At 48.6% G+C, this 22,287-nt stretch carries 19 protein-coding genes; 13 read left to right on the plus strand and 6 right to left on the minus strand.

Translation table 11 applies throughout. The annotated features are described in order from the left end of the window. Window positions 1-273 precede the first annotated feature (273 nt). From ACETMN_RS05895 to ACETMN_RS05910, 4 genes are all read left to right on the plus strand, one after another. Window positions 274-1,767 (plus strand): TROVE domain-containing protein, encoded by a 1,494-nt coding sequence (locus tag ACETMN_RS05895; RefSeq protein WP_091015656.1) that lies wholly within the window; start codon window positions 274-276, stop codon window positions 1,765-1,767. Window positions 1,768-1,793: 26 nt separating this feature from the next. Next, window positions 1,794-2,594: a nucleotidyltransferase domain-containing protein gene (locus tag ACETMN_RS05900; RefSeq protein ID WP_091015654.1), complete on the plus strand. Its 801-nt coding sequence runs from the start codon at window positions 1,794-1,796 to the stop codon at window positions 2,592-2,594. 58 nt (window positions 2,595-2,652) lie between these two features. Further along, window positions 2,653-4,137 carry a 3' terminal RNA ribose 2'-O-methyltransferase Hen1 gene (locus tag ACETMN_RS05905; RefSeq protein ID WP_091015653.1) on the plus strand — a complete coding sequence of 495 codons (1,485 nt, stop codon included), beginning with the start codon at window positions 2,653-2,655 and terminating at the stop codon, window positions 4,135-4,137. 62 nt (window positions 4,138-4,199) lie between these two features. Next, window positions 4,200-6,812 carry a polynucleotide kinase-phosphatase gene (locus ACETMN_RS05910; protein ID WP_091016202.1) on the plus strand — a complete coding sequence of 871 codons (2,613 nt, stop codon included), beginning with the start codon at window positions 4,200-4,202 and terminating at the stop codon, window positions 6,810-6,812. Between the two features lie 142 nt (window positions 6,813-6,954). Here ACETMN_RS05910 and ACETMN_RS05915 read toward each other — a convergent pair whose 3' ends face one another. After that, a complete protein-coding gene (locus ACETMN_RS05915) occupies window positions 6,955-7,347 on the minus strand; it encodes a RidA family protein (protein WP_091015651.1) in 393 nt (130 codons plus the stop codon). Window positions 7,348-7,623: 276 nt separating this feature from the next. Between ACETMN_RS05915 and ACETMN_RS05920 the strand changes: the two genes are divergently transcribed. Then, window positions 7,624-7,875, plus strand: coding sequence for a hypothetical protein (locus tag ACETMN_RS05920; RefSeq protein ID WP_091015650.1), 252 nt, complete (start codon window positions 7,624-7,626; stop codon window positions 7,873-7,875). Between the two features lie 60 nt (window positions 7,876-7,935). Here the strand turns inward: ACETMN_RS05920 and ACETMN_RS05925 are convergent, their stop codons facing one another. Beyond that, entirely contained in the window at window positions 7,936-8,856 is a 921-nt protein-coding gene (locus tag ACETMN_RS05925) for an AEC family transporter (protein WP_091015648.1), read from the minus strand. Window positions 8,857-8,976: 120 nt separating this feature from the next. On the opposite strand from ACETMN_RS05925, the gene ACETMN_RS05930 reads away from it, so the two are divergent. The 3 genes from ACETMN_RS05930 (at window position 8,977) to ACETMN_RS05940 (ending at window position 11,807) form a co-directional block, all read left to right on the plus strand. Continuing rightward, window positions 8,977-9,492: a mismatch-specific DNA-glycosylase gene (locus ACETMN_RS05930; protein ID WP_091015646.1), complete on the plus strand. Its 516-nt coding sequence runs from the start codon at window positions 8,977-8,979 to the stop codon at window positions 9,490-9,492. A 142-nt stretch (window positions 9,493-9,634) separates the two neighbouring features. Further along, complete coding sequence (locus ACETMN_RS05935; protein WP_091015644.1) at window positions 9,635-10,210, plus strand: RNA polymerase sigma factor; 576 nt, start codon at window positions 9,635-9,637, stop codon at window positions 10,208-10,210. Continuing rightward, window positions 10,188-11,807, plus strand: a complete 1,620-nt coding sequence (locus ACETMN_RS05940) for a hypothetical protein (RefSeq protein WP_091015642.1) — start codon at window positions 10,188-10,190, stop codon at window positions 11,805-11,807. The genes ACETMN_RS05935 and ACETMN_RS05940 overlap by 23 nt, the downstream gene beginning before the upstream one ends. Before the next feature lie 234 nt (window positions 11,808-12,041). Here the strand turns inward: ACETMN_RS05940 and ACETMN_RS05945 are convergent, their stop codons facing one another. Beyond that, complete coding sequence (locus ACETMN_RS05945) at window positions 12,042-13,103, minus strand: LacI family DNA-binding transcriptional regulator (RefSeq protein WP_179198482.1); 1,062 nt, start codon at window positions 13,101-13,103, stop codon at window positions 12,042-12,044. 157 nt (window positions 13,104-13,260) lie between these two features. Between ACETMN_RS05945 and ACETMN_RS05950 the strand changes: the two genes are divergently transcribed. Then, window positions 13,261-14,580, plus strand: coding sequence for a glycoside hydrolase family 125 protein (locus ACETMN_RS05950; RefSeq protein WP_091015639.1), 1,320 nt, complete (start codon window positions 13,261-13,263; stop codon window positions 14,578-14,580). 293 nt (window positions 14,581-14,873) lie between these two features. On the opposite strand, the gene ACETMN_RS05955 is transcribed toward ACETMN_RS05950, so the two are convergent. Both ACETMN_RS05955 and ACETMN_RS05960 read right to left on the minus strand, forming a co-directional pair. Next, the gene (locus tag ACETMN_RS05955; protein WP_091015637.1) at window positions 14,874-15,929 is read right to left on the minus strand and encodes a Gfo/Idh/MocA family protein; all 1,056 of its coding nucleotides are present in this window, start codon (window positions 15,927-15,929) and stop codon (window positions 14,874-14,876) included. A 48-nt stretch (window positions 15,930-15,977) separates the two neighbouring features. After that, on the minus strand, window positions 15,978-16,865 hold the full coding sequence (locus tag ACETMN_RS05960; RefSeq protein WP_076214488.1) for a sugar phosphate isomerase/epimerase family protein: 888 nt from the start codon (window positions 16,863-16,865) through the stop codon (window positions 15,978-15,980). Window positions 16,866-16,994: 129 nt separating this feature from the next. On the opposite strand from ACETMN_RS05960, the gene ACETMN_RS05965 reads away from it, so the two are divergent. Genes ACETMN_RS05965 through sigJ form a run of 3 tightly spaced genes read left to right on the plus strand, consistent with a single transcriptional unit; the run spans window position 16,995 to window position 20,170 of the window. Further along, the gene (locus tag ACETMN_RS05965) at window positions 16,995-17,891 is read left to right on the plus strand and encodes an AraC family transcriptional regulator (RefSeq protein WP_091015636.1); all 897 of its coding nucleotides are present in this window, start codon (window positions 16,995-16,997) and stop codon (window positions 17,889-17,891) included. Between the two features lie 58 nt (window positions 17,892-17,949). Next, entirely contained in the window at window positions 17,950-19,269 is a 1,320-nt protein-coding gene (locus ACETMN_RS05970; RefSeq protein WP_091015634.1) for a phytoene desaturase family protein, read from the plus strand. Then, on the plus strand, window positions 19,259-20,170 hold the full coding sequence (gene sigJ / locus ACETMN_RS05975; RefSeq protein WP_091015632.1) for an RNA polymerase sigma factor SigJ: 912 nt from the start codon (window positions 19,259-19,261) through the stop codon (window positions 20,168-20,170). The genes ACETMN_RS05970 and sigJ overlap by 11 nt, the downstream gene beginning before the upstream one ends. 101 nt (window positions 20,171-20,271) lie before the next feature. Here sigJ and ACETMN_RS05980 read toward each other — a convergent pair whose 3' ends face one another. After that, a complete protein-coding gene (locus ACETMN_RS05980; RefSeq protein ID WP_091015630.1) occupies window positions 20,272-20,955 on the minus strand; it encodes a serine/threonine protein kinase in 684 nt (227 codons plus the stop codon). A 396-nt stretch (window positions 20,956-21,351) separates the two neighbouring features. Between ACETMN_RS05980 and ACETMN_RS05985 the strand changes: the two genes are divergently transcribed. Continuing rightward, window positions 21,352-22,269 carry a PD-(D/E)XK nuclease family protein gene (locus tag ACETMN_RS05985; protein WP_411735882.1) on the plus strand — a complete coding sequence of 306 codons (918 nt, stop codon included), beginning with the start codon at window positions 21,352-21,354 and terminating at the stop codon, window positions 22,267-22,269. The last annotated feature ends 18 nt before the right edge of the window (window positions 22,270-22,287 follow it).

Genomic DNA, 22,287 nt, shown 5'->3' on the forward strand with positions numbered 1-22,287 from the left:
CGCCATACTTTCGCCATGTTCGCGTGCAGATGTGTGAGGCATAATGAGGATGTGAAGCGGGGCAGCAACAAGCACTGTGGATCAAGGTTCCGAGGCGCCAGGGAGGGTTACTTCGACTGTTAATCGACCAGGTCGTTGGTTCGAATCCAATCGCCGCCGTTCATGGCGGTGTAGCTCAGCGGTAGAGCGGGTATTATACCTTCCCACCTTTTTCCTCGGAACATTTTATTATTAAAGTACAGCCATTAGACTCACACCAGGAGGTCATGAGTGATGAGCAGAGCGAAACAATTATTTAATCAACCTCAGCCAACGACACGTAATCATGGGGGCTACGGAGCCTATGAGCGATTGGTGGAGGAACAATATATACAGATGTTGATGACCAATACATTGAACAATACGTTCTATACCGATACCCAGCAACTGATGGACGACGCGATGGTCAGTCATCAGGAGATGGCTGAGGTGGATGTAGGGTTTATGGCGAGGGCTCTGGTCTATGCTCGTAATGAAGGTTTGATGCGGTTACAGCCTTTATATGGTCTGGCACTATTGTCCAAAGCGGATGTGGATCAGTTTGCCAAGGTGTTCTCCCAAGTGGTACAGACACCGGCTGATCTGGCTGATTTTCTGACTATTCTGAGAGGATTGGGGCGGGGGCAGGGCGGCCGAGCGGTGAAGCGTCAGGTGAGTCTCTTTTTGAACGGGATCAGCGAATACTGGGCGATCAAATACAACGGACACGGGCGAGGATACAGTCTGGGGGATATGATCGCTACAGCACACCCCAAGCCGATTGATATGAAGCAGCAAGCCTTGTTTCGTTATTTGCGCGGGCATGAGGTGGATCTTACGGAACTGCCGCAGTTGCAAGCGCTGGAAGAACTGAAAGCTACGCCCAACCCCGCAAGCCGGATGCATCTGATCGAGAAAGGTAAACTGCCGTATTCGGTGGTCACATCGATCATGCAGCCGACACGTACGGTATGGGAGGCGTTGATGTCCCAGATGCCAACCTTTGCATTGTTGCGCCATCTGAATGCAATGGATCGAGCGGGAGTTTTTGAAAAATCGAAAAATATCGATTACGTAACAGGTCGTTTAACGGATGCAGAAGCCCTGCGTAAGTCGCGCATATTGCCATTCCGTTTCGCCAGTGCGTATGAAATGATTGCGAGGGAAGAGCTGCGGGATGCTTTGCGACAAGCGGTAGAGCTATCCATTGGCAACCTGCCAACGCTGCCGGGAAGAACGGCTATTTTCCTGGATCGTTCCGGTTCCATGCAAGGGAATTATTTACGGATTGGTTCGGTGCTGGCACTGGCGCTTTACAAACAAACAAGAGGTAACGCACTGTTCTGGTTATTCGACCATATGGTTGAGGATGCTCGTCCCAAGATGGATGAGAGCATCCTTTCCCAAGCTCACCGGATTCGCGCACAAGGTGGAACAGACACGGGGCGGCCTGTACGCGAGCTTCGGGATATCGGAGAGAAAGTGGATCAGATCATGATGATCACCGATGAACAGCAGAATGAAGGCAGCCCGTTATATGCCGAGCTTGAGCGATATCGCCGGATGATGAATCCGGAGTTGAAAGCATTTATTGTGGATATAGCACCTTATCGGCAGGCAATGGTACCGCCACGGGATGGCAAAACCTTTTACATCTACGGTTGGAGTGAAACGGTATTGACGTATATTGCCGAGACTGTGGCCGGATATGATACACTTGCGAACCGGGTGAGAGCGATGGAGATTTAATTGTGGGGATTTGGAGGCGGCTGACTATGACCTACGTTCATGAAGAAATGAGAGATACGATTAGACAACAACTGAAGCAGATTGAACAGGAGGAGCAGGTACGGATCATCTATGCGTGTGAATCGGGCAGTCGAGCGTGGGGATTTCCTTCCCAGGACAGCGATTATGATGTGCGTTTTCTGTATGTAAGACCACTGGAATGGTACTTGTCGATTGAGGATAAGAGGGATGTGATCGAACGTCCAATAAGTGATCAGCTCGATATCAATGGTTGGGATCTGCGCAAGGCGTTGAAGCTGTTTCGCAAATCAAATCCGCCACTCTTGGAGTGGCTGCAATCCCCGATTCAGTATGATGAAGAGTATGGCGTGGCACAGCATATCCGTGCACTGTCGCCTTTGACCTTCTCGCCCAAGTCCTGCATGTATCATTATCTGAATATGGCAAAGGGGAACTTCCGCGATTATTTACAAGGTGAGCAGGTGAAGATCAAAAAGTATTTCTATGTTCTACGTCCATTGCTCGCTTGTGGCTGGATTGAACGTTATGATGCGATGCCACCAATGGCATTTGAAGAGCTGGTGCAAGAACTTGTACCTGCGACTACACCGCTGTATACGGAGATTCATGAATTGCTGCGCCGGAAAAAGGCGGGCGAGGAACTGGATCTGGAGCCGCAGTTGCCAGCAATACAGGCTTTCTTAGCCGAGAAGATGGAGCATTTTGAACGACTGGCTGGCCAGATGGAGAATGAGCAGATTATTCAATTTGAAGAATTGGACCGGATTTTCCGTTTGGCATTGCAAGAGGTGTGGGGGAACAATTAGGGCTTGATAACAACGGAAATCATAAAAGAGAATTAATTGAATAAAAGGAGGAGAACGGATGCATTTGATCTTGAAAGCAAGCGGCGCTGACGCGGGGATTGTATCCCATTTGTTAGCGAAGAACCCGCTGAATATATATGACCGCGTAGACAAAGGCGTACGTGTAAGAATGGTGTACACCACCGCTACAGAGAACGAAACGGAAGTGCTGATTCATGCCGAGCCTGATCCTGTGGATCTGGTCAGAGGCACACCTGATGGATATGACATTACGCAATATATCAATGATCGTGAGTTCGTGACCAGCAGCCTGTTCTGCTCCTACATACGTGGGGCGTTAGGAACGGCCCTGAATGGCAAGCCCAAGGAAGGCTATGTGCAATGGGTAGGTCACTCTTTCGAATTGGAACTGACCTTTGGACCGGTGGCATCCGACCTGCCGGATCGGGTTGTGGAGGAATTATTCTCGCCATTGGGATACGCAGTTTCGATGGAACGTGGAGAGCTGTCTTATTCCTTTGATCTGAAAAATAAAAGCACAGTTCGCCATATCACCTTGCGTGGTCGTAACACGGTACAACATGCATTGCGTCAGCTTTTTCTGCTGATTCCAGTGCTGGATAATTACAAACACTATTTCATCAGTGAAGATGAGATCGATAAAATCAAACGTTACGGTGAAGGGTGGCTGGATGCTCATCCACTGAAAGAGCTCATTGTGAAGCGTACGCTTCGTTTTGCCGAATTGATCCGGCAGTATGAGCGACAAGAGGGTGCCTTGTCTGCGTCTCTTGGACAGGAGAGAGAAACAGGTCACACCTCAGACACGGTTATTCAGGAGAATAACGTGGGACATCAGGAAGACAGAGAACAAGATCAACGTGAGTCCGAGTCCGTTAGCAATGGCGTACAATCAGAAACTCCTGTGCGGTTAAACGAGTTGCGTTATCGAGCGATTACGGATGTGGTGTCAGCGTTGCCAGTCAAACGAAGCATTGTGGATATGGGAGCGGGTGAGGGCAAGCTGTCCGCTCGTTTGGCGTTCGTTCCCGGTGTGGAATCGATTCTGGCCGTTGAACCTTCCGGTCAGTCGCGGCTCCGGGCCATGGAGCGCTTCGCGAAGCTGGAGGGTCGTTCTGGAATGGTGGCTATGCCGGAGCCGATCATCGGTTCACTTTTTTATTTTGACGAGCAGATGCAAAACCAGGACGTCATGATCCTGTGCGAAGTGATTGAGCATATTGAGGAATACCGTCTGAACAGAATTATGGATACAATCATGAACGAATATCAGCCAGAAGTGCTGCTAGTCACTACGCCAAACAAGGAATATAACGAAGTGTACGCAATGGAGCAGGAAAGCTTCCGTCACCATGACCACCGTTTTGAGTGGACCCGTGCGGAGCTGGCTATCCGGTGTGAGGAATGGACGCAACAGGGGAGCTATGGCTACGAGATTAAGGGTATTGGTGAGAATGCAGAAGGCTATGGACAACCTACCCAACTGGTCATTTTTGAGCGGAGAAAGGAGAGTCAATCATGAGGAGAAAAATGAGACCAAACGAAATCTCGGATGAAGGCAGAGAACGTCAGGATCGGAAAAGTGTGACGGAGGAAAGACAGCGTGAGATTCGTCTACCCCACGCAGGCATTGTCGTTCTCGTCGGCCCATCCAACAGTGGCAAAAGTACGTTGCTGGATCGTCTCGTTGAAGAAAGCGTCATTCGGCGCACGGAAGCCGTCTCGTCCGATCAATTCCGCATGCTGGTTGGAGATGATGAGTATGTGGATTGGAAACACCGTCCCCGCAGTGAAGCGGATGTGATCTATGCCGAGTATCAGCAAGTATCGGCCAAAGCCTTTGAAGCGATGGAGGCGATGCTCGCAACCCGCTGTCGTCTGAACAAGCTGACCTGGGTGGATGCGACACATCTGTATCCAGAGGATCGGGAGCGACTGATTCAGGTGGCAAGAAAGGCTCATGTGCCTGTGATTGCTGTTGTGCTGGATATTCCGGAAAAAGAACTGCTGGAACGTGATGCCCAGCGGGAGTATCCGCGTGGACGTCAACGGGTGAAACAACAGGTGCAGCAGTTCAAGCGCACATTGCGCTCGATCCGTGAGGATGGCTTTGATGCCAGTTATGTGCTGAAGCAACCGGATGAGATTACGTTTGTCCGCACATCCAATCCGCTGGTGACTGACATGGGTACAGGTATAGATATCATCGGAGATATTCATGGTTGTTACGAAGAAATGATGGAATTAATCGTGCGTCTCGGGTATGTGGACGAGGATGAAAGTGGCTTGTACCGTCATCCTGAAGGACGAAAATTGGTTTCAGTCGGTGACGTAACGAGCCGTGGGCCAGAATCATTAAAATGTCTGTTGTTCTGGCAACGTCATTGTGTCGCCGAGCTAGCCTACATGATTGACAGTAATCACGGCTGGAAGATTGCACGTTATCTGGATGGTCGTGATGTTACGCTGAATCATGGTGACGAACGGGTAGAGATGGAGTTGCGACAGTTTGAGCAGGAGCACGGTCAGGAGACGGCGAAGCGAGTACGTGCGGAGCTTAGGTCATTTCTGCTTGAAGCACCATCTCATCTGGTGTTTTCCCGGGACGGGGTAAGACAAGTCGTTGTTGCACACGCAGGGATTCGAGATCATTTTATCGGCAAACAGTCCAAACGCATTCAGGATTACTGCCGATATGGCGATGTGGATGGGATGGATGAGCAAGGTCGGCCGGTGCGCAAGGATTGGTACGTGGATCACAATTCGGGTGAATGCATTGTTTGGGGACATGATCCTCGTCCATATCCTACAATTGTGAATGATACAGTCAATATTGATCAAGGTGTCGTTTTTGGTGGCATGCTCACTGCTTGGCGAATGCCAGAACGTGAGGCAGTCAGTGTTCCGGCGAAGCAGGATTATGCGGGAGATCCGGATAGTCCATTAAAGCGCTGGGAACAGCGGCGTTTTGCTCCGCCTAACATACGTAAGTTCAAGGAGGGTTTCACGGTTCAGACAGCATCCAAACTGGATGTATCTGTGCACGGTGAGGTGGCGAAGACGGCAATTGATACGTTTTCCCATTATACTGTACTGCTGGAAGAACTGCTCTACATCCCGCCTACGATGAGTCCACCGCCGGGTGTATGTTCTGTAGAGGGATACCTGGAGCATCCACAGGATGCATTACAGTATTATCGTTCTCAGGGAGTTACCCGTATGGTTGCCGAGAAGAAACACATGGGCAGCCGGGCCATTATACTTCTTTTCCGTGATGAGCAAGCTGCGGTGCAACGAGTGGGCCGACCCATGCTGGGGAACATCGTGACAAGGACAGGACGATCCTTTTTTGATCCTTCGACAGAGCAGAGTGTGCTCTCGAAGTTACATGCGGACTTGACCGCAGATGGTTATTTTGATCGTCATCAGACGGAATTTGTACTGCTTGATGCCGAGATTGTTCCTTGGAATCTAAAAGCGCGTGAGCTGATTGCTTCACAATATGCACACGTTGCCGAAGCCTCCATGATGGATCGCTCTACGGTGCTGGACAAACTGCGTGAAGCTGAAGCAGCAGGTCGGAATGTAGATGAATGGTTGCAGGAGACAGCAGGAAAACTTGCTAATACCGAGACGTTCCGCGATGTATTCCAGAAATACTGCTGGGATGTGGAGGATATCGGGGACATTCGAATTGCACCGTTCCACACACTAGCACATAGCACGGGAGCATTTTGGGAGCAAACACATGAATGGCACATGGAACAAAACCGTGAGTTCGCTCGCATGTCGACCATGATAATGGAGACAGAATATCGCGTAATTGCAAATGAGGCGGATGAAGCGGATGTTATTCGTTGGTGGAATGAGATTACAGCGGAAGGACATGAAGGTATTGTCATCAAACCTGAAACGTTCCGCGCCTGGAATAACAACAAAATGATTCAGCCTGCGATTAAAGTACGAGGACGTGCATATTTGCACATCATCTATGGGATGGATTACCTGGCACCTGAGAATTTATCCCGACTTCGTAAACGCAAAACGTCCAAAAAAGAACGTCACGCCTTAATGGAGAGTGCTTTGGGTATGGAGGGGATTGAGCGCTTTATACGCAGAGAGCCGGTGGAACGAATTCACGAATGCGTGCTGGCGACGTTATCGCTGGAGTCGGAGCGAGTAGACCCACGTTTGTAACTGTTAAAGTAAAAGAATAAGAAATAAAGATGAAGCTGGTTCGGAGTTAATCCAAACCGGCTTCATGTGCGTATAAACTTGGTTAAAGTGAAACCTCATCAGGCCATTTTACTTGGCGCTGCAACTTTTGACATGACTTGGATCAGTTGGTATGAGCAACGGCGCGAATCTCAATCAGTTGATGAGGAAAGGCGAGTCCGGATGTGCCAACCATCGTGACAGCCGGACGATGCGTACCGATGTACTCTTTGTACACGGCAACACATGGCTGAAGATGTTCCTGAGGATGAACCAAAAAAATCTCCAGTTCAGCAATATTCGACTTGGTTACGTTGAATCCTGCGAGCACGCGATCCAGGTTATCCAGTGTCTGGCGAACCTGCGCTTCAATATCATCGACACCAATAAAGGCTCCCTGCATATCATGCGAAAATTGTCCTGCAATGTAGATTGTACCGTTAACACTGTATCCCTGAGCAACGCTAAATGCGTCTTCCCACGGGACACCGTGGCTATATATTTGAGCTGTAGACATATATTTCTCTCCTTTGGGAATTCAAGATAAGGTTAGTATAAACGGAGAAAAACGATTTGGGCAGTACGCACTTTCATGACAGTGACTATCCATTAGGATAGTGTGAACGCAGCGTTTGTAAGCCTAACGACTCATTCCAGAGAATCTTTATATCAGGATATTTAATTTAGGTATAACTAACTTAAGTCCTATATCCTTCCACTAGAATCTGGGTAATAATTATAGTAGGCAAGTGATTAATGGAATCTCATAACGTAACGATAGGGGGTAACCTGTATGGCATCTGTGATTCTGCTGGTGAAACAGACGGAGGACGATGAGAAGGTTATTTATCGCTTCGGACCGAATGAGCGAAAGATGGGGCTCATTGAGATGAATAAGATCAAGGAAAGTGTGAGGGAACTGGAACCTGTCCAGGTGGATGGGGTAAGTCCGAGTTTTTTCTTTAACCGAGCCGCGCAGCGACTGGTACGATGTTTATTCAGGGAAGGCGGCAAGTTCCCTGAACGAACGACGTTTGAAACATAGTTTCAGCAACACAAAATAAGTCCACAACCCTGCTCATGGGTCATGGACTTATTTTTCATTTCAGAACGTTTTGGCATAAGAGATCAGTGCCGTAATTGTGATGATATTAAGCAACGTTGAGATCAGCACCGTCTGGGCTGCAAAATCGGGTTCGTTATCGTATTCTTCCGCAAGGATGGATGCGTTGACACCGGTCGGCATACCCGAAGCGATAATGAGTGCTTGTGCAGCGATGCCTTCCAGTCCAAGCATTAGCACAATTGAAATCCCGATAGCCGGGCCAATCAGAAGTCGCAAAAATGTGCTAATATACACATCAAGACGGTATAGTTGAATTGGATATTTTACAATCTGTGCTCCGAGTGTCAGAAGCGCCACGGCAACCATACTTTGCTGCGCATAGGTCAGCGGCATGGACAGGAACGTAGGCAAGGGAACTTTCCACATATGTAACAGAATCCCCAGCAAGAGCGCATACGGAACAGGCATTTTAAGAAAACCAATAATCACCGCACGGTAGTTACCTTTGAGCTTCGCGCCCTGAATGGACAACACGCCATAGGTGAAAGTCAGTAATGCCTGCAAAGACATGACCAGTGCCTGAATGGAAGAGGCGAGTGGATCGCCGCGGAATACCAGTGCATTGATGGGCAGTCCATAGTTGCCTGCGTTATCCAGCATAATGCTGTTGTTGAAAGCAGCCTTCATGCCTTTATTCATCCGAAGCGAGCGCGCAAATACAGAACCTACAATATAGAGAATCAATACATATATCGCGTAAAAGAGTGTCACGGTCCCAAGCAGTTCGCCCGACATATCCGAGTGGTACATGCTCATAAAGACGGCTGCGGGGGTAATACAATAGAAATTGATTTTGGCGAGGGTGTACAAGTCCAGCTTGAACACCTTTTGCATCCAGGATCCGACGGCGATCAGGAGAAAGACGGGCAGGACGACTTCAAGCATGATGTCTGCAATCATTAGTTCAGCTTCCTTTTTCATGAAAATTTCATCCGATTTCGAAAATGCTTTGCTTATTATATCATTTTATACACAACCAAATGTGGGAACAGGCTAAAAAAGATCAGGAGGTGTTGCATCATGATTCCAGATCATCTGGATGTTGGTTTATCGATATTGTTTATTGGTTTTAATCCGAGCATTACGTCTGGAGAGACGGGTCATCATTATGCTTACAAAGGTAACCGGTTCTGGCGCATCCTTGAACGGTCGGGATTAACCCCGCGTTTATACGATGCACAGGAGGATGGAGAGTTGCTGAAGCTGGGATATGGATTCACGAATATTGTGGCCCGTCCCACCAGAGGTATGGAGGATATTACAAAGGAAGAGTACGCAGAAGGACGACAGATTTTACGGCAAAAGCTGGAGAAATACCGACCGGACATCGCTTGTTTTGTCGGAAAAGGTGTATACACCCAGTACAGCAAACGTGCCAAAGTGCAATGGGGATTCCAGGACGACCCGATCGTCAAGGAAATTCAGGAGTTCGTCGCTCCGTCGTCCAGTGGACTCGTGCGTATGTCGATGGATGAGATTGTGGCGATCTATTCCCAGCTTGCTGATTTTGTTGTGGAGAAGAACAGGGAAGATTAAGAGGCAATTAAGCAGAGTTCACCCAATCGGCTTCGCCGATGAGGGCGAATTCTTTTTTTTGGATAAAGTGAGAGGTTTCGGGAACGGCTTCCGTCTATATAGTACAGAACCATGCATGGAAGCTGTAGAGAAGGGGGATTACATGACTCAACAGATACCGGAGGAGGAGCTCATTGAGCGCATTGTTGCAGGGGATAAGCAATTGTTCTCCGTGCTTGTGGATCGATATAAAAATAAAGTCTACGGCATCATGCGTGGAATGGGTGCGAGTCATCCGGATGCACAGGATCTCGCTCAGGATACGTTTATTCGCATCTATCGCTATCTCCCGTCGCGGCGGGAGGGGAGTCGTTTCTCGTCGTGGGTGTACACCATTGCGGTGAACCGGATGCGGGATTTTATACGGGAAAAGAAACCCGTCATGTCTCCGGTCGATCAGGGGATCGAACCTGTCAGTAATGAAACACCGGAAAAGCGTGTGCTGCATAAAGAGATGCAGCGTGAAATATATCGCCAACTCGAACAGTTACCTGAATTGTATCGCCTGGTGTTATTACTGAAGTACACAAACGAGTTGAGCTATGAAGAGATTGCAGACATTACAGGCATGAGTTCAACCAAAGTGCGCAACGCCCTTTATCGCGGGAAAAAAACGCTGAGGAAGCAAATGGAACGCAAAGGAGGTTTAGCCACGTATGAAGCCTATTTCAAAGGATGAAGATCGGTTGTGGGAAGAGCATTTGTATCGAGAGGAGCCGGATGCGGATTTTACGCTTAAGCTCATGCAGAAGCTGGATGGCGTGTCCATGGAAAGTGGCGAAGACGGAAGTCCATTCGTAAAAAAATCCATGAGAGCACATTGGATACGCCGGACTGGAATCGCCGCAGCGGCTGTTGTGGTTCTTGCGGGAGGGGCCTGGATTGCTTTTGACCGAGCAACAGAGTCAGCGCAACCCGTGGTAAATGCTGTGGATCAGCGGCTTCCTGACATACCTGTACCGGAAGAGATAAGATCTGCTTATCTAACGGACGATTACAAACGTCTGAAACCACTTGATCTTGTAATTAACCCGAATATTCAAATTCTAGATCAGGGGTATACACTCAAGATTAGCGATGTCCTAGTGGATCGTTCACAAATTATTATTATAACAGAACAAAGCAACCCTGAAGGAAGCACAATACCGATTGTTTATCCGGAAGCGGGAAGGATTCATGTTACAGATGAAAAAGGGAACAGCGTTGCTTCCATGGCGGTGGATACGAGACTTAGCAGTGGGAAGTATCAGAGGTTTGTATTCCAACTGAATGATGATATTCCAGATCACGTATTTGTACGGGGAGAACTAAGTTATTTAAAAATTCCAGATCATTATAATCTTGATACTGGGGAAATCACAGCAAGTAATACAACGGTGGATTGGAGCTTCCAATTCAACATCGATATGACCAAAGCCAAATTAATGGCCGTTGAGGCTCCCATGAACAACACCTATACTACTCCTGAGGGCTTGAAACTAGATATGACACAGCTTGTACGCACGCCAAACGGGACTCGCCTTGACATGAACATCAGTCTGGATGATCAACTTCGTGCCAAGGTCGGAGAGAATTGGGCGGATGATATGGATTTAATGTATCATATCGAAATTCCGGAAACGAATGAGTATCGAATTTTTAACGAGAACAAACCCAATGCCCGTCAAGCCAAATTTCGGTTACGAGATATGAGTAGACTGAGTGAGAATAATGATGGTCAGATGAGGCTTTCTGAGACATGGGACCCTGCTTATGTTACGGTGGATGCGAAGAAGATTCGCTTTGTCCTCGATGGCTACACCATCCCGGTGTGGGAGGAGAAGTCCGTGGAAGTGGATTTGGAAAAGATGCGTAAGGATGCTGAATTCTACACCTACGTACTACAGTTTGAACAGTTTGGAGATGAAATTTTATTTTCCAGATACAATTATTGGCCAGTGCAGCAATCATTAAAGCTACCTGAAAGAAACTTTGAAGGGATTTCTTCTCTTGTTTTGGAGGGAGTAGGGACTTTCCAAAATGATATTAATGGAGATCAATGGGTGGCTATAGATCATGAAGGAAAGGAGTATCCCGTTGAAGTGATGGGAACTACGAATCAGCCTAATAAAAACGAAGAATACATCGTAGGTGATCTCAGGTTGATTATCCATGGTTATAAAAAAGAAAATGGAACGAACTTCACTTTGAAACGAACCGCAGTTAACCGAGAGTATCGCGATGTGAATTGGGAAGTGGATCTTCCGTCGTACAATAGCCTGCCTTGGCTGAAATAACCACTAGTACAATTCTCAGACATGAAGTATATGAAGCTTCGAATGGAAGATATAAGGATGGATTGGTCAACAGATTTAAGTGTGAATGTAAAAGAAATATAAGGATATAAGCCTAATATACGAAAGAGGCCCTGCATAATGGTATGCGGGGCCTCTTTCGTATGGATCAGATTTAATGGGAAAGCAAATACCTAACGAATTCATCTTAAGAACAGAGCGGTTACCCGTACCGGATTACGCCGATTCCCTTGGAATCAACGTGGTCGATAACATAACCGTCTCTTTAGGTGTCCCCGGGCGTTCGATCCGACGTTGTAAAGCTTCAACGGCACGTTGTCCGAGTTCCTCTTTGCACAGATTAACCGTTGTCAGAGGCGGGGAGGAAGTCACCGCAGAGTGTACATTGTCGATACCGATGACAAGGCAATCTTTAGGTGTGGAGATGCCCATCTCCTGTAATTTGTGCATCCATTGCAAAGCAATATCATCATTAACACCAATCCAGGCATCGGGACGTTCGTCTTCTGGCATGTTTTGAATGTTAGTGGCTAACTGGTTAACCCATTCCCCGTTCTCATACGGAATATTCCATTCTCTGAAGCTGGTCGTATGACTGGTATCCACATGGAAATGATTTAAGGCCAACTCAATCCCGATCTTCCGCTGCGCGAAGCTCGCAGCACGACCATCATCTGTGATGAGGCCGATCCGTCGGCAATTCATAGACATCAAATATCTCGCAACAGTAATACCAGCTTCCAGATTATCATGGCTGATCGTATCACAATTCAGCAGTGGCTCCTGATGATCTACCAGAATAATAGGCCGACCCGTCTGAGAGAGTCTTTGCAGTACCGTATGAGAAAAAGCACCCATGACAATAATTCCTGCACAACGTTCCCAGTCCAAATGAGGAGCAATAGCTTTTTCGGGAGAAGTGTTCTCGTCTGTCACTCCGAGTGAGGGGGATACAATGGCATGATGCCAACCACGCTCATTACAGGCGGAGATCATGCCTGACAGAACACGTTGCCAGTAGTGGGGTTCACCGCGATTGAGCTGATTCATGCATATGAGAGCAAACGGTGGATCGGACGGGTCTGCATGGTTTGCAGTAGCAGGACTATTGCTAGCACCAGGAGTACTTTGGCGATATCCCAAAGCCCGAGCGAGTTCCAGTACCCGTGCGCGTGTCGCTTCACTGACACCCGTCTTGCCACTGAGTGCGCGGGAGACGGCATATTTGGATAATCCGAGCTGGTCAGCCAGCGTCTGAATGGATACTTTGCGTGACATATCATTACTCCTTCGTATGTAAGCGAACTGCATAAATCCATTGAGATGACCTCTAAGAATTGACGATCCTCTTCGGACACAGTACACTTACAAATAATAATGTTATTATAAATTATCATAACAAAAATAACAATAGAGTTATAAGGAGACGACATCCATGGAACAGTTCAGATTACCGAAAATCCCTATGCCACAACTGGAATTGCCACAAGCTGTGCAGGATATTCTGACTGAGGCGGACGAGCGTTTGCAACATCGACCGAGATTGCTGGCTCAGTTTCGAAATTGTTTTCCGAATACACTGGAAACGACCACGAAGCTACTGGAGGATGGGACAACCTTTGTGATTACAGGGGATATTCCCGCCATGTGGTTAAGGGATTCCGTAGAGCAGGTCATGCATTATGTTCCGTTTGCGAAGGATGATGAGAAGTTGCAGCGTATTATCGGAGGCCTGATCAAACGGCATACGTTCTACGCTGATATGGATATCTATGCCAATGCGTTCAATGAAACGGCGAATGGATGGCATTGGGATGCCAATGATGAGACGCAGATGTCACCGTGGGTATGGGAACGGAAGTTTGAACTGGATTCTCTATGTTTCTCCATGAAGCTGGCTTATACATATTGGCGGGAGACTGACCTGACGGATATATTCGATGAGCGATTCAAGAAAGTGATGGAGAATATCGTACAACTATGGGAGACGGAGCAGCATCACGCAGAGCAATCACCTTACCGGTTCATGCGGCGCAATTGTCCTGCCCATGATACGCTGCGTAATGAAGGATTGGGTATGCCGGTGAATTATACGGGGATGATCTGGTCCGGATTTCGTCCGAGTGATGATGCCTGTGATTTTCATTATAATATTCCGGCGAACATGTTCGCTGCGGTAACCTTGCGCCAGATGGGGGAGATCGCGAAGTGGGTGTTCCGGGATGAGCAACTGGTGAGTCAAATGGCTCGTTTGGAAGAAGAGATACGACACGGCATTTCTCTGTACGGTACATACCGTCATCCAGAGTATGGGCAGATCTATGCTTATGAGACGGACGGTTACGGCAACTTTTGTCTGATGGATGATGCGGGCACACCTGGACTGATGTCCATACCGTATATGGAGTTTTCTTCGGTGGAGGATGCTGTGTATCAGAACACACGCCGATTCATTTTGAGTAGGGAGAATCCGTTCTACTATGAAGGGAAGGTAGCCAAAGGGATCGGTAGCCCGCACACCCCGCCGGGATACATCTGGCACATGGCGTTATCCATGCAGGGTCTGACCGCAGACAATGATGAGGAAATGCTGGCCATGATTGAATTGCTGGAGAACACGGATGCGGATACGGGATATATGCATGAAGGCTTCCACGCCGATGATCCCAGCACGTTCACTAGACCATGGTTTGCTTGGTCCAATAGCCTCTTCTCACAACTGGTGTACAAGGCAATGAAAAAAGGAATTTTATAAAAGATACATTATAAAAAAAGAGTTCTTACTGCTCGAGAAGCAGCCGTTCCGGTTACGAATCGTTCTTTTGATCGCTGTTATCACCGGATTTCGACTTTTGTAAAGTCGAAATCCGGTGATAAAGGCGAACACTTCGTTTCTTCAGAATCGATTTCGTCCCCTACACTACTTCGTGTTTGTCAGAAACTTTTTTGTACCTTGTATAGGAGAGGGGAGTAGGTAAAAACAATAAAGCCCAAACTGCTGAACTTTGCAGTTTGGGCTTTGTTTAATTGAAAAACACAGGCGCTTTGCTATGTGTTTTTCAGTAGATCGGCGATGAAGACTTTCTGGCCTGTGCGGGCGCTTTCCAGGGAAGCGAGGACCATGGCCATGCTGAACTGGTTATCACTGCAATCGGTCTCAGGTAATCGTCCGGATTCCAGTGCGGCGAACATGTCTTCGAGACAGCCGTGATGACCTGTTTTGTCCATGACAGGCAGTTCCGCTTCAATCCGCTCACTTGGTTGGAAAAAGGATGGTTTGCCGTCAGCATCCAGGCTTTGCGCAGCAAGCACCTCAGCATAGATGTCATCATGACCATCCCAGATGGCGGTTCCTTTTTCACCGATTACGCGCCAGCTTGCTTCCCATGATGTGGGTACACCCTCCGCGCACCAGGAACCGCGATAGTTGAATACGGACCCGTCGGACATCTCAAATATACATAACGCCATCGCATTGCCCTGATACCAGGAACCTGGAGGATTGAACTCATGGCAATACACCGATAAAGGGTTGGCTCCGAGAATATATCGTGCCTGATCAAATGTATGTATAGCCATATCGAGCAGCAGCGGGCTATCCATCAGATCCCGGAATCCGCCAAAGTGTGGCCCGAGGAAGAAGTCAGCCCCTGCGTAACCTACCTGCCCTATAGCTCCGCCGGAAATGAGGTGCTGGTAGGCGCGGATACGCGGATCGAAACGGCGGTTCTGCATGACGGCTTGAATGTGTCCTGTACTGCGAGCGGTTTGCACAATATCTGTGCAGTCGGAGAAGGACTCTGCCAGTGGTTTTTCGCCAAATACATGACAACCTTCCTTCAGCGCTGTCATAGCAATGCCGTAATGACTCGACGGAATCGTGACATCGAATACGATATTAGCACCAGTCGCTTGAATGGCTTCACGGATATCGGTGAACGTAGGGCAGGTGAGCCCATGTCTTGTAGCAAAAGCAAGGGCTGTCTGTTCATACAGATCGACCAGTCCCACGATTTCTGTATCTGGCCTTTGCAAGGCATAATCCGCCCACGTGTTTGCCATGGCACCGCAGCCGGCGATAATTACCCGATAAGGATGAGTCATGTTCTCATCTCCTTCGCATGGATTGTGTTATACAGCTCGCATGGTTTCCTATACCGGATTGGGCACAAAATCGCCGCCGCGGCATTGTTTCAAATATCGTAATGCATGCACCTGTCCGGTCATTTCAAGTTCGTCTTTGTAGACGGGATCATGCCAGCCTTCAATATCAATCGTGCCCTGATAACCGTTCTGACGCAGAATGGTGATAATGTCTGCCCAGTTGTTATCCCCGAAGCCCGGGGTGCGGTGCCAGACAAATTCCCGTGGACCGTGTACGCCGTATTCCTTGACAATGTCCCAGGCAATCGTGGCATCTTTACCATGTACGTGGAAGACTTTGTGAGCCCATTTGCGCAGCTGTGGAATCGGATCGATCAGGCTGGACATTTGATGGCAAGGCTCCCACTCCAAACCAACATTTTCATCAGGGACAGCATCAAACATCATCTCCCAGGCCGTTGGGTTATGGGCAATGTTCCAGTCGCCTGTCTGCCAGGTTCCCCCCATATCACAGTTTTCAAAAGCAATCCGTACACCCCGGTCTGCTGCCCGGCGTGCCAGTTCACCAAATACTTCCTTGAACCGGGGGATGGACTCGTTAATGGGTTGGTCGGTTAATCGTCCGGTGAACCCGGAGACGATATCTGCACCAAAGAGCTGTGCATGATCGATCACCCGCTCCCAGCTCGCCAATGTATCGGCGTTGTCTCCGGCTCCGGTGAGCGGATTACCAAATACACTCACCGCGGAGATGACGATACCTTGTTCGTCCACGATTTCACGGACACGTTTGGCTGTCTCTGCCAGGTCCAGGTCGCCAGTTGTTTGCCAGAAGGTCAGGTTAAATGATTCGAAGCCGTGTTGCATGATCTGCGGGATAACGCGGACGGCGTCCTGCCCGCCTACAAGGGTACCGATGCGTAATGATTTATTCATGGTTGTATTTCACTCCAATATTGGCTTATAGTACTTCGTGACACATTCATTATAGCCGTGGATTAAAGGGATGGCTCTAAACAATCTTGTGTAATAATAGTCGGATCTTGTGAAGAGGGGGAAGAAGTCGTGCTGGATCTGAAAGCGCTTCACGAAAATACCCGAATTGACCATAAATCACATCCATTTCAGCTGTTCCAAAATCGGTGTTCAGATATGAAAGCGGAAGAATGTATTCTGTATCTGCATTGGCATGAACATTTTGAGCTGATTATCATGCGCAAGGGAAGTGCGCTTTTTCATATTGATAGCAAACCTTATGTGGTTCGAGCAGGTGAGGTCATTATCATTCCTGGAGGTACATTGCATGTCGGATATGCTCTGGATGACGAGGATGTGCATTATGATTCCGTTGTGGTCAACCGTGCACTGTTCCATGATTTCACTCATGATCCTGTGCATGAGCAATATGTCGCGCCGTATTTGGAAGGAAGGGTGAGGTTTCCGGTCAAACCGGCAGAGGAAAACAAAGCCTGCACAGGCTATTATTCTTTGCTGAATGAAGCTGTGGAGGAAATGGCGTTACAGCCCCCGGCTTATCAGCTGGTAGTGAAGTCCAAACTGCATGCTTTGTTCACCCTGCTTGCGCGAACCTTTATGCCACAGCAGTTGCCGGATCGATCAGTGGGATCGTATTTTCCCAATCGCGAACGTTTCAAACAGTTGATTGCACAGATTGAAGCGGACCCCACAGGTAAAATGTCTGTTACGGAAGCGGCAAGCCACGTGGGATTGAATGCGTATCACTTCTGCAAAATGTTCAAAAAGCTGACCGGACGTACCTTTGTTGAATACGTGAACGGGTGCAGGATGAGTGAGGCAGAGCAACTGCTGCAAGGCAGTAGTCTGACCATTACTGAGATCGCCGCCAGAGTCGGCTGCGACAACGCCAACTATTTTACGAAACTGTATAAGCAATACAAGGGGATGACTCCCTCCCAGGGGCGGTTGAAGAAAGAAGGTTGAGTCACAAAAATGTTCCGTTCATCGTCATGTATGCATCAAGCGGAAGGGATTGATATACATGATACAGAATCACAATAAGCCGATATGGGATGTTGTCATTGTGGGAGCAGGCATTGCCGGATTAACCGCCTCAATATATCTGGCACGGGCGGGCCAGTCTGTACTGTTGCTCGACAAAGGAAAACATCCCGGAGGCCGGGCTATTTCGACTGAAATCGCAGCCGCACGCGTAAACTTGGGAGCCCATGCTCTCAGTAAGAGTGCGCTTCCCATTCTGAAAGAGGTAGGCGTCACACCTACCGGATCAGTACCGAAACCGCCAGGCACATTGGTGTTCGAAGGAACAAACGGCGGTTATAGGGCGATTCCTCTAGCACAGCTCTTGCTCGGATCGTTTTTGAAATGGGGGGAGAAGTGCCAGCTTCTTCGGTTCTACAGTTCTCTCCGAAAGGTAGATACATCCGTTTTGCATAACGTTAGTTTGCAGACTTACCTGGAAACCCTGGTTTCCAGTCCACGTGTACGTAGTGTCGTATTTGGGCTCGTTCGTTTGAGCACCTATTGCGATGCTCCTGATCAGGTAAGTGCTGGCGCTGTCATTGAACAACTCAAACAGGACCAAGTGTTGTATATAGATGGAGGCTGGCAATTCCTCGTTAGTCGGCTGACAGAACAAGCTCAGCAGGCGGGTGTATCCATCCGCACAAGCTCGGTCGTACGAGAAATTGTCGGAGGTTATCCCCAAATGATGGTTTCCTTAAAAGATGGTTCACAGTTGACGACTCGCCACGTGATATCCACTGCCGGTCCAATGGATACGTTAGCTCTCCTCAATCCCGCTCTTACACCCATGGAAGTGGAAGCCTATAAAAAGTTAACTCCTGTTCGTGCCGCGTGTCTGGATCTTGTCGTAACGGGGATGCCTCAACCAAAGACGAAATTTGTTTTAGGCGCCGATTACCCGTTGTATTACTCCAACCATTCCGCCGCGGCTTCCTTATCAGAGAACCCGGCAAACGAGGTTGTGCATGTCATGAAGTATTTGTCGGCTTCAATCCATTCGGACCCCACGCAGGATGAACACGAGCTTAAAGGCTTTCTTGATTTCATTCAGCCGGGGTGGCGCAAGCACGTCGTTCAGCAGCGTTTCCTTCCGCGAATGCTTGTCTCGCATGGCATCGTCACCGCAGCGAATGGCGGCCTCCCGGGCAGGCCTGGACCTGCGGTCAAAGGAAGACCCGGACTCTATGTTGCTGGCGATTGGGTAGGAGCTGAGGGGATGTTGATTAACGCATCTTTAGCGAGCGCGAAAGAGGCTGCTCAAATGATAATAGCAGGTAGAGAAAAAGATAAGGAAGGGATGTATCATGGAGCTTGATGTGGTATACAGAACGTACAGACCTCTTCTTCTTTCCATCGCATATCGTATGTTAGGATCTGTCACTCATGCTGAGGATTTGGTGCAGGATGCATTTGTAACGGTACAACAGCAGGATATCCATAAGGAGGGTGGCCCTGTTCGTAACCTAAAAGCGTACTTATGCAAAATGGTTACGAACCGTTGTCTGGATTACTTGAAATCAACACGTAAAAAAAGAGAGGTATATATCGGACCATGGCTGCCCGAACCTCTAGTGCAAGACTACATGGTTGCTCCAGGATCGGCTTCAGCAGCGGGGCAGGATCCACTCCAAACGATTGAACTGGAAGATACGATCTCGTACGCCTTTCTTGTCATGCTTGATCGGCTAACTCCGATTGAGCGCGCGGTATTTGTTCTACGAGAAGCCTTCGAATTTGATTATTGCGATATTGCAAACTTCGTGAACAAGACGGAGCTGGGATGCCGCAAGATTTACAGTCGTCTCAAACGTAAAATCCAAGACGAGCCGGAAGTTGAGTTGACCCCCAGCGCACAGTCCGAGCAGCTTGCACTTCGTTTCCTCCAGGCCACCTCTACTGGTGATATGGAAGAGCTCTTCAGAATGCTTTCGGACGATATCGTGCTGTATAGTGATGGTGGCGGTAAAGTCATGGCAGCAATTAAACCCGTTACATCAAGCCAGCGAGTTCTTGCGTTCATTCAAGGGCTTGTATCCAAAAGTGACAGCATGGGGGCTGTGCGGCTCGTCAAGATCAACGGACAACTTGGATTTGTATTAAGCAGCCCCTCCGAGGCATTCCCAACTGTTGTCAGTCTTGCGTTCAGAAACGACCGCGTTCAACGGATTTATCTCATGCGTAATCCAGATAAGCTGCGGCATTTGAATTTAGGGTAAGGTTTATTTGGGAGAGATGGCATTAGACAAACAAAACCCGGAGGATCGCCAATCTCTGGCGATCCTCCGGGTTATTTTATTGGAGTGAGTTTGCAACATGCTTATTTCATAAACCTGGAGAACAGACGATTGGCTTTCTTGGCGAGGTCGTCCATTTTGACATTGGCATGATCAAGCTGATTGTACCCCCATTTGATCGTCTGCAGCATGCGCGGAGATATGGGCGTTCCTTTAATCCGCGGATAGATGTTGTGATAAGCCCAGACGAGATGCTCCCAGCGATTGTCATTGCCGTCCTGAATATACTCGGATACGTCAATCACTTTCCCGCGTCCGTTCTGGAGAATTACATTTTTCAGATGAATGTCGCGAGGGTTCAACCCGCGGCTGCGAACGGCTTCTCGCGCTGCGTCCACATCGAGCATCACCTGCTCGGGGACGGGGATTCCCTTTTCCAAACATTCCAGCAACGTATCCCCGGGTTCAAAACTGATCACGAGCACATTCCGGCCGCTGCCGTAATAGGTAGGGAAGTATGGCAGGCCTTTGAGCTGCTCGTATACCTGTTTTTCATTTTCGAGTTTGTCCAAGGCATGATCCGAGTACATCTTGAAGGCATACTGCGGCAAGCCGTCATACGTAAATACAGCCGCATCCGTACCGGTGCCAATGCAATTCAATCCTTCTGCATCTCCGATGATGTTCACGAGCTCATTCCGGTCGCTTCCGATGACTTGGATCTGTTGTAATGCTTCTTCCGCCTGGAACCAATCCGGTCGATTCATGGGTGGTGCCTCCTTTTAGGATATGCCTGTACAATTTTTTTTCATATAATCTTTTTCTAATTAGCTTGTCTGGGGTTCGTTAGATTCCGTAAAACCTCGTGATCCACGTGATAAGGTGTGTGAGATTCGTTTGCGCTGGGCCCGCACTGGCCCCGGGCTATACCCGTACTAGCATCCAGGTCCCGGATTCGCTGCCCTCTATAAAGTATATTAAGCGTTCTGCTCCGCAATTTCATCTTTTGGTGATGTTACTATATAAACGATACGGATCGAATCGGAAACGGTTGCGTCTGAAGAAAATAACGGAAGTGCGCTTGCGGCAATGTTGCCCGGGCTTTATACTGTGAGCATTAAGGGATCTCATGCAGGTCCGGCATACAGAAAGGCAGATTACTTATGGCACAATACCCGCAGTGGTCTTATTCGCAGTCGCGGGCGAGTATGTTCGATGAGTGCCTGCGCAAATATTATTATCATTATTACGGTGCCCATAACGGCTGGAAGACAGACTCTGCTGATGAGATGCAGGTTCGTCTGTACCGTTTGAAGCAGCTCAGCAATCTGTACCTTGTCTTCGGGGACCTCGCGCATCGGATGTGTGAGTCGGCAGTACGCAGCAGGGAAGAGGGCAAAGATAAACCGCGTGAACATTTCCTGGAACAGACGATACGCAAGCTGCTGAATCAGGCGTATGTGGAATCCATGGACACGGATCAGTGGCGGCTTAACCCCAAGAATCGCACGATGCTGTCCGAGATCTATTACGGCGATGATACGTTGAATGACCGGATCGCCACGATTAAGGAACGGGCTTCGGCCTGTGTCAGTAACCTGTACCAGACGCTTACATGGGAGGACTTGTCCCGGGCAAGTACGGACATTCTGGAGATTGAGAAATGGGATACCATGATGCTGCACGATACACGCGTTTATGTGAAGATGGACTTATTGTATCGGCGCAGTAACGGCAATATTGTCATTGTGGACTGGAAGACGGGCAAGGAAGATGACTTCTCGGATCAGCTAATGCTGTACGCATCCTATGTGAGAGAGCACTACCGGGTTCCCTTGGAGCAGATTGAGCTGCGAGTGGAGTACCTGTTAACCGGGAAGCACCGAGAGTTTACCGCAACGGAAGAGGATATACAGAAGGTAGAAGAGAACGTAGGACGTTACATCGAGGAGATGCGATCCTGCGTGGAGGATGAGTATTATAACCGCCCCAAGGACGTCACCTACTTCACAGCGATGCCATCGCACCGGTCTTGCCGGGATTGTAACTTCCGCGAAGTATGCAGTGAGCGAGCAGTCTGAAGCGCCAAAACCGGAGAC

The sequence above is a fragment of the Paenibacillus sp. M2 genome (assembly GCF_046713495.1).
GTDB lineage: Bacteria > Bacillota > Bacilli > Paenibacillales > Paenibacillaceae > Paenibacillus > Paenibacillus amylolyticus_B.

What these genes read in the sequence shown, in the direction of transcription:
- ACETMN_RS05895 (WP_091015656.1), top strand. Translation starts at nt 274, where the DNA reads ATGAGCAGAGCGAAACAATTATTTAATCAACCTCAGCCAACGACACGT.
- ACETMN_RS05900 (WP_091015654.1), top strand. Translation starts at nt 1,794, where the DNA reads ATGACCTACGTTCATGAAGAAATGAGAGATACGATTAGACAACAACTG.
- ACETMN_RS05905 (WP_091015653.1), top strand. Translation starts at nt 2,653, where the DNA reads ATGCATTTGATCTTGAAAGCAAGCGGCGCTGACGCGGGGATTGTATCC.
- ACETMN_RS05915 (WP_091015651.1), bottom strand. Translation starts at nt 7,347, where the DNA reads ATGTCTACAGCTCAAATATATAGCCACGGTGTCCCGTGGGAAGACGCA.
- ACETMN_RS05920 (WP_091015650.1), top strand. Translation starts at nt 7,624, where the DNA reads ATGGCATCTGTGATTCTGCTGGTGAAACAGACGGAGGACGATGAGAAG.
- ACETMN_RS05925 (WP_091015648.1), bottom strand. Translation starts at nt 8,856, where the DNA reads ATGATTGCAGACATCATGCTTGAAGTCGTCCTGCCCGTCTTTCTCCTG.
- ACETMN_RS05930 (WP_091015646.1), top strand. Translation starts at nt 8,977, where the DNA reads ATGATTCCAGATCATCTGGATGTTGGTTTATCGATATTGTTTATTGGT.
- ACETMN_RS05935 (WP_091015644.1), top strand. Translation starts at nt 9,635, where the DNA reads ATGACTCAACAGATACCGGAGGAGGAGCTCATTGAGCGCATTGTTGCA.
- ACETMN_RS05940 (WP_091015642.1), top strand. Translation starts at nt 10,188, where the DNA reads ATGAAGCCTATTTCAAAGGATGAAGATCGGTTGTGGGAAGAGCATTTG.
- ACETMN_RS05945 (WP_179198482.1), bottom strand. Translation starts at nt 13,103, where the DNA reads ATGTCACGCAAAGTATCCATTCAGACGCTGGCTGACCAGCTCGGATTA.
- ACETMN_RS05950 (WP_091015639.1), top strand. Translation starts at nt 13,261, where the DNA reads ATGGAACAGTTCAGATTACCGAAAATCCCTATGCCACAACTGGAATTG.
- ACETMN_RS05955 (WP_091015637.1), bottom strand. Translation starts at nt 15,929, where the DNA reads ATGACTCATCCTTATCGGGTAATTATCGCCGGCTGCGGTGCCATGGCA.
- ACETMN_RS05960 (WP_076214488.1), bottom strand. Translation starts at nt 16,865, where the DNA reads ATGAATAAATCATTACGCATCGGTACCCTTGTAGGCGGGCAGGACGCC.
- ACETMN_RS05970 (WP_091015634.1), top strand. Translation starts at nt 17,950, where the DNA reads ATGATACAGAATCACAATAAGCCGATATGGGATGTTGTCATTGTGGGA.
- sigJ (WP_091015632.1), top strand. Translation starts at nt 19,259, where the DNA reads ATGGAGCTTGATGTGGTATACAGAACGTACAGACCTCTTCTTCTTTCC.
- ACETMN_RS05980 (WP_091015630.1), bottom strand. Translation starts at nt 20,955, where the DNA reads ATGAATCGACCGGATTGGTTCCAGGCGGAAGAAGCATTACAACAGATC.
- ACETMN_RS05985 (WP_411735882.1), top strand. Translation starts at nt 21,352, where the DNA reads ATGGCACAATACCCGCAGTGGTCTTATTCGCAGTCGCGGGCGAGTATG.